At 62.2% G+C, this 16,088-nt stretch carries 14 protein-coding genes; 4 read left to right on the top strand and 10 right to left on the bottom strand.

Annotated features, from left to right (window positions below; translation table 11 throughout):
• The first annotated feature begins 11 nt into the window (after positions 1–11).
• From AB7M25_RS13645 to AB7M25_RS13635, 3 genes are read left to right on the top strand one after another with little or no spacing between them, the layout of a single operon-like run.
• On the top strand, positions 12–1,208 hold the full coding sequence (locus AB7M25_RS13645; protein WP_454237456.1) for an amidohydrolase family protein: 1,197 nt from the start codon (positions 12–14) through the stop codon (positions 1,206–1,208).
• Positions 1,205–2,692 (top strand): amidohydrolase family protein, encoded by a 1,488-nt coding sequence (locus tag AB7M25_RS13640; protein WP_454237455.1) that lies wholly within the window; start codon positions 1,205–1,207, stop codon positions 2,690–2,692. The genes AB7M25_RS13645 and AB7M25_RS13640 overlap by 4 nt, the downstream gene beginning before the upstream one ends.
• Before the next feature lie 12 nt (positions 2,693–2,704).
• Positions 2,705–3,367, top strand: coding sequence for a flavin reductase family protein (locus AB7M25_RS13635; RefSeq protein ID WP_150723605.1), 663 nt, complete (start codon positions 2,705–2,707; stop codon positions 3,365–3,367).
• Positions 3,368–3,548: 181 nt separating this feature from the next.
• On the opposite strand, the gene AB7M25_RS13630 is transcribed toward AB7M25_RS13635, so the two are convergent.
• From AB7M25_RS13630 to AB7M25_RS13610, 5 genes are all read right to left on the bottom strand, one after another.
• Positions 3,549–6,647 (bottom strand): error-prone DNA polymerase, encoded by a 3,099-nt coding sequence (locus AB7M25_RS13630; RefSeq protein WP_429561204.1) that lies wholly within the window; start codon positions 6,645–6,647, stop codon positions 3,549–3,551.
• Positions 6,623–8,038, bottom strand: coding sequence for a Y-family DNA polymerase (locus AB7M25_RS13625; RefSeq protein ID WP_429561203.1), 1,416 nt, complete (start codon positions 8,036–8,038; stop codon positions 6,623–6,625). Before AB7M25_RS13625 ends, AB7M25_RS13630 begins: the two co-directional genes overlap by 25 nt.
• A 7-nt stretch (positions 8,039–8,045) precedes the next feature.
• Positions 8,046–8,663, bottom strand: a complete 618-nt coding sequence (gene imuA, locus AB7M25_RS13620; RefSeq protein WP_007973327.1) for a translesion DNA synthesis-associated protein ImuA — start codon at positions 8,661–8,663, stop codon at positions 8,046–8,048.
• The gene (gene lexA, locus AB7M25_RS13615) at positions 8,663–9,280 is read right to left on the bottom strand and encodes a transcriptional repressor LexA (RefSeq protein WP_007973328.1); all 618 of its coding nucleotides are present in this window, start codon (positions 9,278–9,280) and stop codon (positions 8,663–8,665) included. Before lexA ends, imuA begins: the two co-directional genes overlap by 1 nt.
• Positions 9,281–9,439: 159 nt before the next feature.
• On the bottom strand, positions 9,440–9,514 hold the full coding sequence (locus AB7M25_RS13610; protein ID WP_429561210.1) for a gamma-butyrobetaine hydroxylase-like domain-containing protein: 75 nt from the start codon (positions 9,512–9,514) through the stop codon (positions 9,440–9,442).
• 1,217 nt (positions 9,515–10,731) lie between these two features.
• Between AB7M25_RS13610 and AB7M25_RS13605 the strand changes: the two genes are divergently transcribed.
• A complete protein-coding gene (locus AB7M25_RS13605) occupies positions 10,732–11,451 on the top strand; it encodes an AAA family ATPase (RefSeq protein WP_429389054.1) in 720 nt (239 codons plus the stop codon).
• 69 nt (positions 11,452–11,520) lie between these two features.
• Here AB7M25_RS13605 and AB7M25_RS13600 read toward each other — a convergent pair whose 3' ends face one another.
• From AB7M25_RS13600 to AB7M25_RS13580, 5 genes are all read right to left on the bottom strand, one after another.
• Positions 11,521–11,799, bottom strand: coding sequence for a DUF971 domain-containing protein (locus tag AB7M25_RS13600; protein WP_429389056.1), 279 nt, complete (start codon positions 11,797–11,799; stop codon positions 11,521–11,523).
• The gene (locus AB7M25_RS13595) at positions 11,796–12,758 is read right to left on the bottom strand and encodes a HEAT repeat domain-containing protein (protein WP_454237454.1); all 963 of its coding nucleotides are present in this window, start codon (positions 12,756–12,758) and stop codon (positions 11,796–11,798) included. The genes AB7M25_RS13600 and AB7M25_RS13595 overlap by 4 nt, the downstream gene beginning before the upstream one ends.
• Positions 12,755–13,603, bottom strand: a complete 849-nt coding sequence (locus AB7M25_RS13590; RefSeq protein WP_454237453.1) for an ABC transporter ATP-binding protein — start codon at positions 13,601–13,603, stop codon at positions 12,755–12,757. Before AB7M25_RS13590 ends, AB7M25_RS13595 begins: the two co-directional genes overlap by 4 nt.
• Positions 13,603–14,385 carry an ABC transporter permease gene (locus AB7M25_RS13585; RefSeq protein WP_102699700.1) on the bottom strand — a complete coding sequence of 261 codons (783 nt, stop codon included), beginning with the start codon at positions 14,383–14,385 and terminating at the stop codon, positions 13,603–13,605. The genes AB7M25_RS13590 and AB7M25_RS13585 overlap by 1 nt, the downstream gene beginning before the upstream one ends.
• Before the next feature lie 117 nt (positions 14,386–14,502).
• Positions 14,503–15,909, bottom strand: coding sequence for an ABC transporter substrate-binding protein (locus AB7M25_RS13580; RefSeq protein WP_429389064.1), 1,407 nt, complete (start codon positions 15,907–15,909; stop codon positions 14,503–14,505).
• Between the last annotated feature and the right edge of the window lie 179 nt (positions 15,910–16,088).

The raw sequence follows: 16,088 nt of genomic DNA, 5'->3' as shown, positions 1-16,088 counted from the left end.
TGAGGTTTTGAATGACCCAACCCCGCTGGCTGCGCAACGTGCGCCCCTACGGCACCCCCGCCGAAGACCTGCTGATCGACAACGGTCGGTTCACCCAACGCCGTCCGGCTTCGAACGAGGCCCTCTGCGCCACCGACATCGACGGCCAGAACCAGTTGCTCACCCCCGCCCTGGTGGAAAGCCACGTCCACCTGGACAAAACCCTCTGGGGCCAGCCCTGGCGCCCCAACAGCGCCGGTCCGACCCTCAAGGACTACATCGCCAACGAACGGCGCATCCTGCGCGAAGTCACCACCCCCATCGCCCAACGTGCCGGCGCCTTGCTGGAAAACTGCATCGCCCGCGGCTCGCTGACCATGCGTTGCCACGTCGACATCGACCCGGAGTTCGGCCTGCGGCATGTCGAGGCCATGCAGCAACTGCGCGAACAATACCGCGACCTGATCGACCTGCAACTGGTGGTGTTCCCGCAAACCGGCCTGATCAGCCGCCCCGGCACCGCCGAACTGATGCGCGAAGCCATGGCCCTGGGCGTGGAGAACGTCGGTGGCCTGGACCCGTGCGGCATCGACAACGACCCGATTGCCCAACTGGATTTCGTCTTCAAGCTGGCCAGCGAATTCGACCGTGGCGTCGACATTCACCTGCACGACAAGGGCGAACTGGGCCTGTGGCAGATCGCCCTGATCGCCGACTACACCGAGCGTTTCAGCCGTCAAGGTCGAGTGATGATCAGCCATGCCTACTGCCTCGGCATGCTGCCATGGAGCCAGGTCAAACCGGTGGCCGAGCGCCTGGCAACACTGGGTATTTCGCTGATGAGTTCGGCCCCGGCCGATTGCGCGGTGCCGCCGTTCCTGGCCCTGCGCGAAACCGGCGTGAACCTGTGCCTGGGCTCGGACGGCATTCGTGATGCCTGGTCGCCCATGGGCAATGGCGACATGCTGGAGCGAGCGATGCTGCTGGCGTTCCGTTTCGATTTGAACAAGGACGAAGAACTGGCGGCGGCGTTCGACGCGGCGACTGTCAACGGCGCCCAGGCGCTGGGTTGCGCAGCCAATCGCCTGGAGATCGGCCAGCCGGCGGACTTCCTGCTGATGCCCGTGCAAACGCTGGGTGAAGCGGTGGTTTCGCGACCGCCGCGTCAAGTCTATCGCGCGGGTCGTTTGATCGCTGAGGGTGGTCGTTTGCTGGAAAGCCGCCTGTGAAGCGCATCGGCTTGCGAGCCAGTTGCGTGGTCGGCTTCGACGGCACGCAGCATGTGCTGTGGCGCGACGGCGAAGTGGTGTTCGAAGGCTCGCGCATCGAGTTTGTCGGGCGCAGCTATCCGGGCCCGGTAGATCAGTGGATCGATTACGGCAACGCGCTGATCGGCCCCGGCTTCATCGATCTGGATGCCCTTGGCGATCTCGATTCCACGGTGTTGACCCTGGACAACGGCGACGAGCGCGACATGGGCCGGATGTGGTCGGCGCAGTATCTGGCGCGTGGATCGCGGGAAAGCTACAGCCCCGAAGAAGAAGTCTTCAAATACCGCTACGCCTTCACGCAACTGATCCGCAACGGCATCACCACCGCCATGCCGATCACCTCGATGTATTACCGCGAGTGGGCCGAGACCTACGACGAGTTCGCGGCGGTCGCCGGCGTGGCGGCCGAGTTGGGACTGCGCACTTACCTGGGCCCCTGCTACATGAGCGGCATGAGTTACTGGCGCGCCGATGGCACCCTGGCGCACCACTGGGACGAAGCCCGGGGCATGGCCGGCCTCGATGCCGCCGAACGGTTTTTCCGGGACTTCGACGGCGCGAACAACGGCCTGATTCGCGGCGCGTTGCTGCCCGATCGCATCCAGACCTGCACCCCCGCACTGCTGCAACGCACCGCCGCGCTGAGCCGGGAACTGAACGCACCGATGCGCCTGCACTGCTGCCAGGGCCTCGGTGAAGTGGCGATGGTCGAGCAACTGCGCGGCACCTCGCCGCTGGGCTGGTTGCAGCAGCTTGGGCTACTGAACCCGCGCAGCCTGCTGCCCCACGGCATCTACACCCAGGGTGATGACGAACTTCAGCGAGTGGTCGATGGCGGCGCGAGCCTGGTGCATTGCCCGGTGGTGTTTGCCCGGGACGGCGAGGCCTTGAATTCGTTTGGCCGCTATCGGGCCAGGGGCGTCAACTTCGCCCTCGGCACCGACACCTGGCCAGCGGACTTGCTCGATAACATGCGCCAGGGCCTGAACATCGCCCGACTGATGGAGGGCGGCAACTCGCTGACCAGCACACTGGATATGTACAACGCCGCGACCCTTGGCGGCGCCAAAGCACTGGGGCGTGATGATCTCGGACGACTGGCGCCAGGCTGCAAGGCCGACATCAGCGTGTTCAACCTGCGCGGAATGCACCTGGGGCCTTTGTTCGACCCGCTGAAAAATCTTGTACTGGCCGGTCGCGGCGACGACTGCATCGCCAGCTACATCGATGGTCGCTGCGTGATGCAGGACGGCCAGGTCGAGGGCGTCGACTACCCCGCCCTGCAACGCCAAGCCCAACGCCAATTCGAAAAACTGATGCGCAGCCACAGCGACCGGGCCTTCGGCCAACCGGACTGGAAAAGCCTGTTCCAGCCGGCCATCCCGTTCGCCGACGACTACAGCGCACAGACGCCGCTAAGCGCGATCGAACCTCTCCTTTAGGGAATTCTGCCTATGCAAAGCTTTGACTTCAGCACACTGAGCCCACGGGACAAATACAAGATTCTGATCGGCAGCGTCGTGCCACGACCGATTGCCCTGGTCACCACCGTCGACGGCGAAGGCCGGATCAATGCGGCGCCGTTCAGCTTTTTCAATGCGCTGTCGGCCGATCCGCCCATCCTTGCCCTTGGCGTGGAAAACTACGGCGACCAAAGCCCCAAGGACACCACCCGCAATATCCAGCTCAATCAGGAATTCACCGTGAACATCGTCAGCGACGCCCTGGTGGAGGCCATGAACGTCTGCGCCGTGCCCTTTGCCCCCGGCTTCGACGAACTGACCGCCGCCGGCCTCACCGCCATCCCCGGCACCACGGTCAAATGCCCGCGCATCGGCGAAGCCCCGGTGGCGCTGGAGTGCCGGCGGATGATGGCGCTGTCCATCGGCCAATCCCGGGAGATCATCTTTGGTGAAGTGCTGATGGCGCATGTGCGTGACGAACTGATCGACCCGAAAACCCTGTACATCGATCAGTTGGGGCTCGATGCCATCGGACGCATGGGCGGACATGGCTATGCGCGCACGCGGGATTACTTCGATTTGCCGACGCGCTCGCTGCAGGCGTGGACGGATGCCCCGGGCGGTGGCGAGCGGTTTTGGCCGATTGCCAAGTAAATTGGGTATCGCACTCACTGTGGCGAGGGGGCTTGCCCCCGTTCGGCGGCGAAGCCGTCGTAAAATCGGTGAATGCGGTGCACCTGTGTAACCGAGTTTTCAGATTTGAGGGCCGCTTCGCGGCCCAACGGGGGCAAGCCCCCTCGCCACAGACAAGCCCCTCACACAATGCCCTCTGCGTTCAATGAAAGTCCCGGCTACGCACAGTGATGCCATCGAGCAACGCACTCAGGTCACTCAAGCGTCCGGCGATCAGATGCCGGACCTCGCCCTCCTTCTCCCAGCGCCCATCGACTTTGAGCAGCTGCGAGCCGACCAGCACCTGGCGCTGACGCTCGGCCAGGTCGCGCCACACCACCACGTTGACGTTGCCGAACTCGTCCTCGAGGGTGACGAAGGTCACGCCGCTGGCAGTGGCCGGGCGTTGCCGGCCGGTGACCAGCCCGGCGACGCTGACCGGCCGACCGTGCTCGACGTCCAGCAATTCTTTTGAACTGCGGCAGCGCCGCGCCTTCAACTCACCCCGCAACAGGGCCAGCGGATGCGGCCCGAGGGTGGTGCCGACACTGGCGTAATCGGCTTGCAGGTCCTCGCCCACGGTGGGTTTGGGCAGCGCCACCGCGTCCTCCTCCTGGCTCGGCAGGCCGGCAAACAAACCCAGCTGCTTTTGTACCCCGGCCACTTCCCAGCGCGCCCGGTGGCGGTCGCCGGCCAGGCCACGCAACGCGCCGGCATCGGCCAGTTGCTCCTGGGCGCGGGCATCGAGTCGCGCCCGCTCACCGAGGTCGGCGATGTCGGCGAACGCGCCTTGCGAACGGGCCGCCTCGATGCGTCGGGCATCGTCCTCGCGAAAGCCCTTGATCATGCGCAGCCCCAAGCGAATCGCCGGTTGCGCACCGCTGATCGGTTCCAGGCTGCAATCCCAGTCACTGGCGCGCACGTCCACCGGGCGAACCTGCAAATGATGACGCCGAACGTCCTGCAGAATCTGGTCCGGGCTGTAGAACCCCATCGGCCAGCTGTTGATCAGCGCACAGGCGAAGGCCGCCGGCTCGTGGCATTTCAACCAGCAACTGGCGTAAGTCAGCAAGGCAAAACTGGCGGCGTGGGACTCGGGAAAACCGTAGCTGCCAAAGCCCTTGATCTGCTCGAAGATCTGCGCGGCGAACTCGGCGGTGTAGCCGTTTTTCTTCATCCCGGCGGCCAGCCGCTCCTTGTGCGGTTCGAGCCCGCCGTGGCGTTTCCAGGCGGCCATGGAGCGGCGTAGCTGATCGGCCTCGCCGGGGCTGTAGTCGGCGGCGACGATGGCAATCTGCATCACCTGCTCCTGAAACAGCGGCACGCCAAGAGTGCGCTTGAGCACCACCTCCAGTTCCGGCGACGGATACGCCTCCGGCTCTTCCTTGTTCCGTCGCCGCAGGTACGGGTGCACCATGCCGCCCTGGATCGGTCCCGGCCGAACGATGGCGACCTCGATCACCAGATCGTAAAACGTCTTGGGCCTGAGCCTCGGCAACATCGACATCTGCGCCCGGGACTCGATCTGGAACACGCCGATGGTGTCGGCCCGACCGATCATTTCGTAGGTGGCCGCATCCTCGGGCGGGATGGTCGCCAGGCTCAGGTCCAGGCCCCGGTGCCGGCGCAGCAGATCGAAACATCGACGAATCGCGCTGAGCATGCCCAGCGCCAGGATATCGACCTTGAGCAGGCCCACGGCGTCGAGGTCATCCTTGTCCCACTGGATGATGGTGCGCTCGGCCATGGCGGCGTTTTCCACCGGCACCAGACTGTCCAGCGGCTGCTCGGAAATCACGAAACCGCCGGGGTGCTGGGACAAATGCCGGGGGAAGCCGATCAACTGCCCCGTCAGGCTCAGCACCCGGTGCAGCACAGGGCTCTGCGGGTCAAAACCACCTTCACGCAGGCGCTCGACGGGGGGCGTTTCATCGCTCCAGTGACCGCAGCAATCGGCCAGGGCGTTGATCTGGTCCGGCGGCAAGCCCAAGGCCTTGGCCACATCCCGTACCGCACCGGCGGCGTGGTAAGTGCTGACCACCGCCGTCAGCGCGGCGCGGGCCCGGCCATAACGCTGGAACACGTACTGCAAGACTTCTTCGCGGCGTTCATGTTCGAAATCGACGTCGATGTCCGGCGGTTCGTTACGTTCCCTGGACAGGAAGCGCTCGAACAGCAACGTGGTGCGATCCGGATCGATTTCGGTGATCCCCAGGGCGAAGCACACTGCCGAGTTGGCGGCAGAACCACGACCCTGACAAAGAATCTGTTGCTGGCGGGCAAAGCGGACGATGTCGTGGACCGTCAGGAAATAACTTTCATAGCCAAGCTCCGCGATCAGTTGCAGCTCTTTATCGATCTGCACCAACACTTCGTTTTTCGGCCCTTTAGGCCAGCGCCACTCGATGCCCTCCTCGGTCAAATGACGCAGCCACGAGGTGGCCGAGTGCCCTTGCGGCACCAGTTCGCGGGGGTATTGATAACGCAGCTGGCCGAGGTCGAAGGTGCAGCGCCGGGCAATGACCAGCGTTTGCGCCAGCAAGTCTGGCGGATAAAGCGCCTGCAGCACATCGAGACTGCGCAGATGACGCTCGCCGTTGGGATGCAGGCGCAACCCGGCATCGGCCACCGGCAGGTGGTGACGGATCGCGGTCATGGTGTCCTGCAAGGCCCGTCGTCCGCGTGCGTGCATGTGCACATCGCCACTGGCCACGGCTGGAATTCGCAGTTCCCGAGCCAGTGTGAGCAAATCGCTCAGGCGTTGCCCATCGTCCTGACCGCGATGCAACTGCACCGCCAGCCACAGGCGTTCGCCGAAGACCTGCTTGAGCCAGTGGCCCTGTGCAAAGGCATCGACAGCGTCCGGCACCCACAACGCCAACAGCCCCGGCAACGGTTCGCCGAAGTCTTCGCGCAGCACCTGATACTGGCCTTTGTGCGTACGGCGCCGGGCGCGGGTGATCAATCGGCACAGCGCCTGATAGCCCTCGAGGCTCTCCACCAGCAGCACCAGTTTCGGACCGTTCTCGATGCGTATTTCACTGCCGATGATCAGCGGCAACTCCACGGACTTCGCCGCTTGCCAGGCACGAACGATGCCCGCCAGGGTGCATTCGTCGGTGATCGCCAGGGCTTGGTAACCCTGCTTTTTCGCGCGCTGGAACAGCTCGAGGGCACTGGAGGCACCGCGCTGGAAGCTGAAGTTCGACAGGCAGTGCAATTCGGCATAGTCGCGGCTCATGCGAACCAGCCCTGCAACCACAACGGGCCGTCCTCGCCGACCGCCCGGTAGGCCCAGCCCTGTTGGCCGGCACGGGTTTCGATCAGGTAATAGTCGCGGCGTACGTCGTCACCGTCCCACCAGCCCGACTCGATACGCTCCGGCCCCATGAGGATGCGCGCCGCCCCCTGATGCAGGGCCAGCGGCTCGGTCAGCAGCCAGCCCGGCCGCTTCACGGCGCCCAGCGCTGCGCAAGGCAGGCTGTCGGCACTGGCCTGCCACGCGCACTCGGGGCGATGATCGGCCTGGAAGCGCAGGCCATGCACCGCGTCATCCCCCAGCCGTGCCCGCAGGCGTTCGCGCAGTTGCTCCCAGGGCAAGGACTGCTGCGGACGATCGTCGAACAGCTCCTGATGCTGGGGCACGAAGCTCGGCAAATCCTCGGCACGCAAGCGAAAGCCACGCACCGGCGCCTCGACCTGGACTTGCTCCAGCCGCCCCCGGGCCAGTTCGAAGAGCATCGCCGGATCACGCTCGGCGCTGAGCAGGCCGACCTTGATCAGCGTATCCGGCAACCTGGCGTGCTCCAGATGCAGGTCGAAACGCTGTACGCCGCTGTCGCGACCGCAGAGGAACGCCGACAGGTCGCCCGTCAACCGGCGCAACGGAAACAGCAGGGCTTGATGGGACTGCACATCGAAATTGAGCTCGATACGCACATCGAAGCGGTCCGGCGGCAGGTAAAACGCCAGTGCCAGCCGCCGCACACCCGACAGGGCATCCAGATGCTTGAGCACCTGGGCCTCGAAACGCCGGGCCAGGCTCTGCCGGGGCAACGCCTGCACCTGGCTCAAGGTGCGCAGGCCCATGCGCGACAAGGCCGTGGCAACCTGTGCTTCGAGGCCGAGCCGGTCGACGGGCATCTGCCCCAGGTGATGCTGCAAGGCTTGATCATCCGGGACCACCAGGCCGTCATAGGCATTGGCCAGCACCCGCGCCGCCACCGGGTTGGGCGCGGCCACGATGCGGTGCCGAAACCCCAGTTCGCCGAGCTCACGGCGCAAAAGCGCTTCGAATTGCGGCCAGGCGCCGAACAGGCCAAGACTGGATTCGATCTCGAACACCACGGCCCGGGGGTAATGCACGCTGACCTGGGAACTGAAGCGATAGGCCCAGGCGGCGAGAAACTGCTGCCAGCGCTCGATTTCACTGGCGTCGTATTCAGCCGTGGCAAAACCCTTGCTCAAGGCCTGTGCCGCGCTCATGGACTGGCCGGGACGCAAACCCAGCGCCCGCGCCGCAGCGTTGACGGCCTGCAGCACCCGGCGCTGGGCCGGGCCGGTCAGCAACGCCAGGGGTTCATCAGGATCGGCGCGCTGACGCAATGCCGCGTCCAGCGCCAGTTGCGGGAAAACAATGCAGACCCAGCGCATGGCAACCTCAATGCCCCACGGCGAAGGCAATCGGCGCCGAACGGGCCAGGCCGCCGCGGCACTTGAGCACGCGCAGTTGTGCCGGCCGGGCATCGATGGCGATGCGCAGGGCCGCCGGCGAAGGGTTGATCGCTTCACTGAGGGGGCGATAGGCGAAGGCCAGGGTCTGGCCGGTTTCCGCCGCCACCTGCAAGCGGCGCAAGGCGCGGTCGTCGGCCTTGTGCGGCCAGCACAGCACCGCGCCGCAACTGCCCGAACGCAGGCATTGTTCCGCGGCCCACAGCGCATCGCGCTCGCTGGCCCGGATGATCGACAACTGACGCAGATCGACCCCGGCGCCCTGCCACGCCTGGGGATACGGCACATAAGGCGGCGCCACCAGCACGATGCGTTCGCCCGCCGCCGACAGCCGTGCCAGCGTCGGCCACACCAGTTGCAACTCGCCCACGCCCTGCCCGGCCAGCAGGATTTCCGTCAGCGCCGCCTCCGGCCAGCCGCCGCTGGGCAATGCCGCGTCCAGCGCGGCGTGCCCGGTGGGTTGCGGGCTGGCGGCCGGCGGCGCAGGCCGGCCCCTCCAGACCTGGCCGCCATTGAACAGCGTATCCAGCGCAACGACGGCACCCATCAGCCTTGCCTCACCAGGCCACAGAACACGCCTTCGATGGCCAGGTCCTGATCGGCGTGCACAATGATCGGCTGGTAGGCCGGGTTGCGCGGCAGCAGGCGAACCACATCGCCGACCCGCTCGAAGCGCTTGATGGTGACTTCACCGTCGAGACGCGCCACGACGATCTGGCCGTTGAGCGCCTCGGGGTTGCGGTGCACGCCTACCAGATCGCCGTCGAGAATGCCGTCCTCGATCATCGAATCACCGCGCACCCGCAACATGTAGTCCGGCACCCGCGAGAAGATCGACGGATCGAGCAGCAAGCGGCTATGGATTTGCGCATCGACCCCGATCGGCGCACCAGCCGCCACCCGACCAAGCACCGGGATGTCCAGCAACTCGGGACGCGGCGGCTGCCCAAGCAGGCGAATGCCCCGGGCCTGATGGGGGTTGACCTCGATAAACCCGGCTTCGGTCAACGCCAGCACATGCTTGCGCGCCACACTCCGGGAGGCGAAACCGAACGCCTCGCTGATCTCGGCGAGGCTCGGAGGCTGACCGTGCTCGGCGATGCGATCGCGGATAAAGGTCAGGATGGCGGTACGGCGGGGAGTCAGAGTCGTCATGGAGTACATTTGTACTCTTTTGACTTTTTCCTGGCAAGGACCGTCAATCATCTGGTCGATAACCTGTGGGAGCGGGCTTGCTCGCGAAAGCGGTGGATCAGCCAATGAAGTATCGACAGACACACCGCTTTCGCGAGCAAGCCCGCTCCCACATTGGATTTCAGTGACTCAAGGGATGAGTTGCGCCAGATACGCCCACGGATAAATCCCTCGCTCATGGCCATCGCTGAAGACCCGTTGCAGGTCATCCCCTGCGAGGGCAACTCGATAACCCGCAGACGTAAAGCCCAGCGCTCCTTACTCGAACAAAACGGACGATCAAAAAACAAGGCCTACCGTTCGTCGCCTTTCTAAAAAAATAGCATCTGAAGAAAATAATAACCCATAAAAAAAGTACAAAACGCGCATTTACTCCTACAGAAATATTTTACTCAACATAGCAAGATCATTTCTGCTTGCCGAAAACTAAAACACAGATTCAAAAAAGAATTTCGCAGATCTACGTTAGACCCCACCACCACTAGAGCCAAACCAAACCGTTGAAGCTCCTAACATAACGTAGGAGAGATCTTAAAAGACCATAGGAAAACCCCTACAATATAAAATCGACTCACTTGCACTTAACACCAAAATCAACTAATCCTTGTACGCCACTTAATACAGGGTGACCAATTACGAATGAACGCAAAATAAAAATAACAACCCTGGAAAATACCAATGACCAAAAATATTTTACCCAGAGCACTATCCCTAACCTCCACATTCATCAAAGAACAACTAAAAGAACCCATCGCCTTTTTCTGGATCATGATATCCCCTTGTGCAATGTTCTATTTTTTTGCAACAACCAGGCAAGACCCCAACTATTTCTCCAGCAATTACATTACGATTTCGGCATGGTTTTATGCCTACATCTCTTCAAGTGTCGCACTATTCGGATTCGCCTTTTACATAATTGGAAGAAGGGAAAGCGGATTCACTCGATCATTCATTTACTCCAGGGAGTCAAAACTGATTTTTCTTTTATCGCACTTCATTGCCTACTCGCTAATATCAATATCTTATTGCGCAACCTTTTACTTGACGACCAAGTTTCCATTTGGAAACTACGCCCTCGGTGAACTACTGAATCTGGCACTACGCTTCTACATCTGCTTTATCATGTTTTGCGCTCTCGGAGCTGCCTTCTCATTGCTACCGATCAATTTTCAGAATTCGAGCACTTTGCTTTCCATTTTTTCGTTCTGCATGTTGATCCTCGGAGTCATGAGTGCCAGCAGACCAAATCCCATCACCGACGTATTGAACCTCGCAAACCCACTGACACTTGCAAGCCAAATAATGGAACAAGGCGTTGGATCCAACAAATTCATCACAGCTGCAATAGTTCTTTTGTTTATTTTTGTACTGTACAAAACGTTCAAACACCTAAGAATCAATCCCGTATGGAGCCGGTACTGATGAAAAAATTCACGGCGCAGAACATTGACTTCTCCTATACAGACACCCCCCTCTTGACCCAGGCATCTCTTGAGGTTGCTCAAGGTGACATTGTCGGCATTCTGGGGCCCAACGGATCTGGAAAAACAACTTTTTTCGATATCGTCTGCGACCTTAAAAAAGCAAAATCCGGCTTCATAAAAAACGACTTCAGTCGCTTTTTATACCTTTCCCAAATCATCTCCACTCCCCCACCGCTGCGTATGCGTGACATTTTTAAAATGGTATCTGCGCTATCATCAAACGAGCCCATGACACAAGATAAAACCCTGAAAAAACTAAGTGCCTGGAGCCCAGCGATAGTTGACCGATACCAGGACATATGGAACAAAAAGTCATCACTATGCAGCTACGGAGAGACACGCTGGTTCTTTACTCTTTCTCTTCTTTCAATTTCTGCAGACTTTGTAATTCTCGACGAACCTACTGCCGGTGTAGATCCAGAATTTCGCCACTATATCTGGCAATGTCTTCACGGCGCTGCCAGGGAGGGCACCGCCATTCTGATTTCATCGCACAATGTTGAGGAGGTAATTAACCATTGTGATTATTTTTATATGATCAGCCAGCAACGCTTCAATCGCTTTAACAACGGCCGTGAGTTCATGCAAAAGTATGGAGTAAAGACTGTGGACGATGCGTTTATCCGGGCCGTTACTGAACCTGTATTCGCAACATAAACCACCGGAAGCGCACGCGGGGGAGCTGCCGCAAACCGCGACAACCCCCGATAAGGAATGGAATTCGATTCAGTCGGTAAGTCCAGCCAGATACGCCCACGGATAAATCCCCCGCTCATGCCCATCGCTGAAGACCAGTTGCAGGCCATAGCCCTGCGGGTTCAGTTCGATCACCCGCACCCGGGCATCCACCAACGGTGCCATCCCCCGCATACGAAAGGCCCGGCACTGCGAACATGGACACTGACGACGCAGTTCGGCGTGGTCCAGCCACTGTTCGCGGCCATCGGGCCAGTTCAATCGCAGCTGCTGCCTACTCTGCGAATTACCCACCGCCAGCGGATTCATTGCAGTTGACTCAAGGCAATACGCACGGCCTTGCGCACTTCCGGGTCGCCGTCGTGTTGCGCGGCCTGCAATGGCGCAATCGCCCGTGGGTCGTTCAGTTCGCCCAGGGCCAGCGCGGCTTCCTTGCGCAGGTTGCTGATGCGATGGCCGAGGGTGTCGATCAGCGCATCGAGCGCCGGTCCATAACGCAAGCGACCGAGACTGCGGGTGGCGCGCAGACGCACCTGCCAGTAATCGTCGCCCAAGGCGTCGACCAGGGCCGGGCCGGCGTCAGGGTGGCCGACCTTGCCCAGGGTGGTGGCAGCTTCTTCGCGGACTTGCCAGGCATCGTCCCGCAAGGCCTGGCGCAGGGCCGGTAGCACCTGGGCGTCAGACGCCAGGCCCAGCGCCCCGGTGGCGGCACGTCGCACGTCGGTGTCCGGGTCGGCGCTGGCCAGTCGCGCCAGTGCCGGCAAGGCATCAAGCTGCTTGAGCCAGCCGAGTACACCCACCGCCTCGCGGCGCACGCTGGCGCTTTCATCGGCCAATGCAGCGGCAGCCGCTGCGGCGGCATCGGGGCAACGCAACTCGCGCAACGCCCTGAACGCAGCAATGCGTACGCCACTGTCGGCGTGCCCGGTCCACGGCAGAATGACCCGCCCCGCCGCTTCGCTCTTGAGCAGGCTGAGGCTTTGTGCAGCGGCCGCCTGCACCGCCGGGGATGGATCCGTCAGGGCCTGGCACAAGGCTTCGACCACGGGCGCGTCCTCCCAGGCTTCCAGCAACCGGGCGGCTTCGGTGCGGACCTCGGCCATCGGGTCTTCGGCCAGTCGATCGATCAACCACTGCAGGCCGTCCGGTTCCTCGAGATCGGCCAGTTCGATCAGCGCGATCCGGCGTACGCCGGGGTCGTCATCGGTCAGACGTGGTTGCAGGGCCAGAATGTCGTCGTTATCGGTTACATCAAATAGAGAGGTCATAGGGCAAATCGCGGCAGTTTGTTTTCAGGGGGAAGTCCGAGCGGGTTCAGGCGCGGCAGTTGCCGGCCGTCTTCGTGCCGCAGGAGTTCAAGGCAATGGCGCTTCAGATGCGAGAATTCATGGCGGGTCATCAGTTCCGTGCTGCGCGGCCGGGGGAAGTCCAGGCGCAGGTCTTCGATGATTCGCCCGGGGCGCGAGCTCATGACCAGCAAGCGGTCGGCGAGGAACAGCGCTTCGTCGATGTCATGGGTGACAAACACCACGGTGGTGCGGATGCGCGTCCAGATGTCCAGCAGCAGCTCCTGCATGTTCAACCGGGTCAGGGCATCGAGGGCGCCGAAGGGCTCGTCCATCAGCAACAGGCGCGGACGGTTGACCAGCACCCGGGCGATTTCCACCCGCTGCTGCATGCCGCCGGACAGTTGATCGGGCCAGCGCCCGGCAAACCCTTCGAGGCCCACCAGCGCGAGGATTTCATCCGCCGCCTTGAGCCGTTCGACCTTGCCGACGCCACGCATTTTCAGGCCGAACGCCACGTTGTCACGCACCGTGCGCCACGGAAACAGCGTGTGCTGCTGGAACACCATGCCCCGTTGTGGCGATGGCCCCGACACTGGCGCGCCATCCACGCTCAAGCTGCCGGTGCGCGGTTGCAGGTGGCCGGCCAGCGCCCCGAGCAAGGTGGATTTACCGCAACCGGACGGCCCGAGGATGCACACGAACTGCCCCGGTTCGATCTGGCAGTCGAGCCCCTGCACCGCTTCGAAAGCCCCATGGCCCTCGCCCAGGCTGATCGACAACCCGCGAATATCGATACGCCCTTCCAGGTGTTGAAAAACGCTCATCAGGCTTTTCCTCGTGGTCGATGCCAAGGCGTGAACAGCCCGCCCAGACGCTTGATCAACAGGCTGCTGCCCATGCCGAGCACGCCGATCAGCAACATGCCGACGACGATGTCGGCGTAATTCTGGATGGTGTAGGACTCCCAGGTGTAATAGCCGATGCCGAATTGGCCGGAGATCATTTCCGCCGTCACCAGGCAGAACCACGAGGTGCCCATGCCGATGGCCAGGCCGGTGATGATGCTCGGCGCGGCGCCCGGTAGAACGACTTCCAGCAGGATGGCCCGGCGCCCTGCCCCGAGGCTTTTCGCCGAGGCGATCAGGCGTGGGTCGACGCCTTCGACGCCGTGCACGGTGTTGAGCAGGATCGGGAACAGGGCGCCGGTGAAGGTGATGAACACCATCGACAGTTCCGACGAAGGAAACATCAGGATCGCCAGGGGAATCCACGCCACGGCCGGGATCGGCCGCAGGACTTCCAGGGGCGGCAGCAACAGATCTTCGGCCCATTTCGAGCGGCCGATGGCCAGGCCCAAGGCCACGCCTATGATCAGCGCCGCGAGGTAACCGGCGAATACCCGGCCGAGGCTGCTGCCCAGGTGCTGGGCGAGTTTGCCCGAGTCGCCAAGGCCAAGGGCGGCTTCAATGACCGCCAAGGGTGTCGGGACGTTGGCGAAGGTCACCAGGCCAAGGTTCCAGTGGTGGCTGGCGGCGAGTTGCCAGAACAGCAAACAGAGCAGCAGTGAAGCGGCTCTGGGAATCCAGCGTAAAAATGATCGGTACACAATTCTTCCTCTCAACCAGGAATCTGTAGGAGCCGGCTTGCCGGCGATAGCGGTGGGTCAGTCGACATCCATGTTGAATGTCCGTTTGCAATCGCCGGCAAGCCGGCTCCTACGGGGTTAGCGAGCGGCTACGGCCTGGGTTGTGGCATCGGTGAAGTCGTATACCTTGCCGCCCTGCGCCGTGGCGAACTGTTGGGCCTGGCCTTTGAGCAAGAAGGCGCTCAGACGCCCCTTGGCGTCGGTGGCAAACCACGCCTGATCCGCCAGCAACTTGATCCCGCTGTCGCTGGCCTGGGTGTACACCGCACGGATGCTCTTGCCTTCCTGTTTCAACGCTGTCAGCGCGGTAAATGCCGATTCCGCCGAGGCGTACTGACGGACTTTCGGCTCGCCACGCACCCAGATTTCCGCCACATGGCTGAAGTCGGTGATGGCTTTGCCGCTTGCCGCATCGACGGCTTTGAGCGGCGTCTGCTGGTAATTCCCAAGCTGCGCGCTGTAGTCCAGGTTCGAGGCCTTGAAGGCGGCGCGGATGAACTGGTCGTCGATGAAGGTGTTGAGATCGAGACCGCGATCGGCCTTCTTCAACAGCTTGAGGGTATCGATGGCGGTGCCCACGGCCTGGCGGTATTCCGGCTTCCAGCTCAGGTCGCGGGTCTGCACGCCAAGGGGGCCATGGAACAGGTAGTTGACCTCGGCATCGACCCCGGTGACCTTGGCGATCAACTCGCTGTATTTCTCCGGCTCAGCCGCCAGCAATTGGTTGGCTTCGATGCTCGCCCGCAGGTAGGCGACGACGATTTCCGGGTACTTTTTCGCATAGGCCTGATCGACCAGCGCACCATGGAAGGTCGGCGCATCGGCCTGGGAGCCGTCATAGATCTTGCGGGCGAAACCACGGCTGGGGAACAGCTCGGCGAAGGGTACGAAGTCGGCGTGAGCATCAATCTTGCCGGCCTGCAACGCGGAGCCGGCGACTTCCGGCGGCTGGGCGATGATGTTCACGTCCTTGAGCGGGTCCCAGCCCTGGGCCGCGACGGCGCGCAGCAGCATGCCATGGGCGGTGGAAGCGAACGGCACGGAAATGGTCTTGCCCTTGAGTTCGGCCAGCGACTGCACGCCCGACGCACTCGGCACCACGATGCCGTTGCCACTGCCCTTGGTGCTGCCCGACAACACGCTGATGAACAGACTGTGCTTGCCCGCCGTTTCGAAGGCCACGCCGTTGAACGCACCGGGGAAATCGGCCATGGCGCCGAAGTCGAGTTTGCCGGCGACCATCTCGTTGGTCAGCGGTGCGCCGCTGGTGAAGTTTTTCCACTGCACCTCGTATTGGGCGTCTTTGTAGGGGCCGTCGTGGGGCAGGTATTTGTCCAGCAGGCCGAGCTCGCGAATCAACAGGCCACCGGCGGCGCAGTTAATGGTGGTGTCCTGGGTGCCGATGGCAATGCGGATGGTTTCGGCCGAGACCGACAGGGTGAAGGAAGCCAGTACCAGACCGGCCAAAGCTGCACGCAACATCATGGGTGTTTCCCCTCGAATCATTTATAGGATGTTCGTCTCCGCCACGATCAGGGCGTGGTGGGAAACGAGGGGTGTTCTGGATCAGGCGTCCGGTGGTGGCCGGATGGCTTTTTGGGTTGTCAGGGCCGGCCTCATCGCTGGCAAGCCAGCTCCCACAGGTTTCGTGGGTGTAAGCAAGA

This window comes from Pseudomonas sp. AP3_22 TE3818 (genome assembly GCF_053628995.1).
The sequence above is the reverse complement of the archived record's forward strand: the minus strand, read 5'-3'. Positions and strand labels throughout refer to the sequence as shown.

Coding starts and splice junctions, on each gene's coding strand:
- AB7M25_RS13645 (WP_454237456.1), top strand. CDS start 12: ATGACCCAACCCCGCTGGCTGCGCAACGTGCGCCCCTACGGCACCCCC.
- AB7M25_RS13635 (WP_150723605.1), top strand. CDS start 2,705: ATGCAAAGCTTTGACTTCAGCACACTGAGCCCACGGGACAAATACAAG.
- AB7M25_RS13625 (WP_429561203.1), bottom strand. CDS start 8,038: ATGCGCTGGGTCTGCATTGTTTTCCCGCAACTGGCGCTGGACGCGGCA.
- imuA (WP_007973327.1), bottom strand. CDS start 8,663: ATGGGTGCCGTCGTTGCGCTGGATACGCTGTTCAATGGCGGCCAGGTC.
- lexA (WP_007973328.1), bottom strand. CDS start 9,280: ATGTACTCCATGACGACTCTGACTCCCCGCCGTACCGCCATCCTGACC.
- AB7M25_RS13605 (WP_429389054.1), top strand. CDS start 10,732: ATGAAAAAATTCACGGCGCAGAACATTGACTTCTCCTATACAGACACC.
- AB7M25_RS13600 (WP_429389056.1), bottom strand. CDS start 11,799: ATGAATCCGCTGGCGGTGGGTAATTCGCAGAGTAGGCAGCAGCTGCGA.
- AB7M25_RS13595 (WP_454237454.1), bottom strand. CDS start 12,758: ATGACCTCTCTATTTGATGTAACCGATAACGACGACATTCTGGCCCTG.
- AB7M25_RS13590 (WP_454237453.1), bottom strand. CDS start 13,603: ATGAGCGTTTTTCAACACCTGGAAGGGCGTATCGATATTCGCGGGTTG.
- AB7M25_RS13580 (WP_429389064.1), bottom strand. CDS start 15,909: ATGATGTTGCGTGCAGCTTTGGCCGGTCTGGTACTGGCTTCCTTCACC.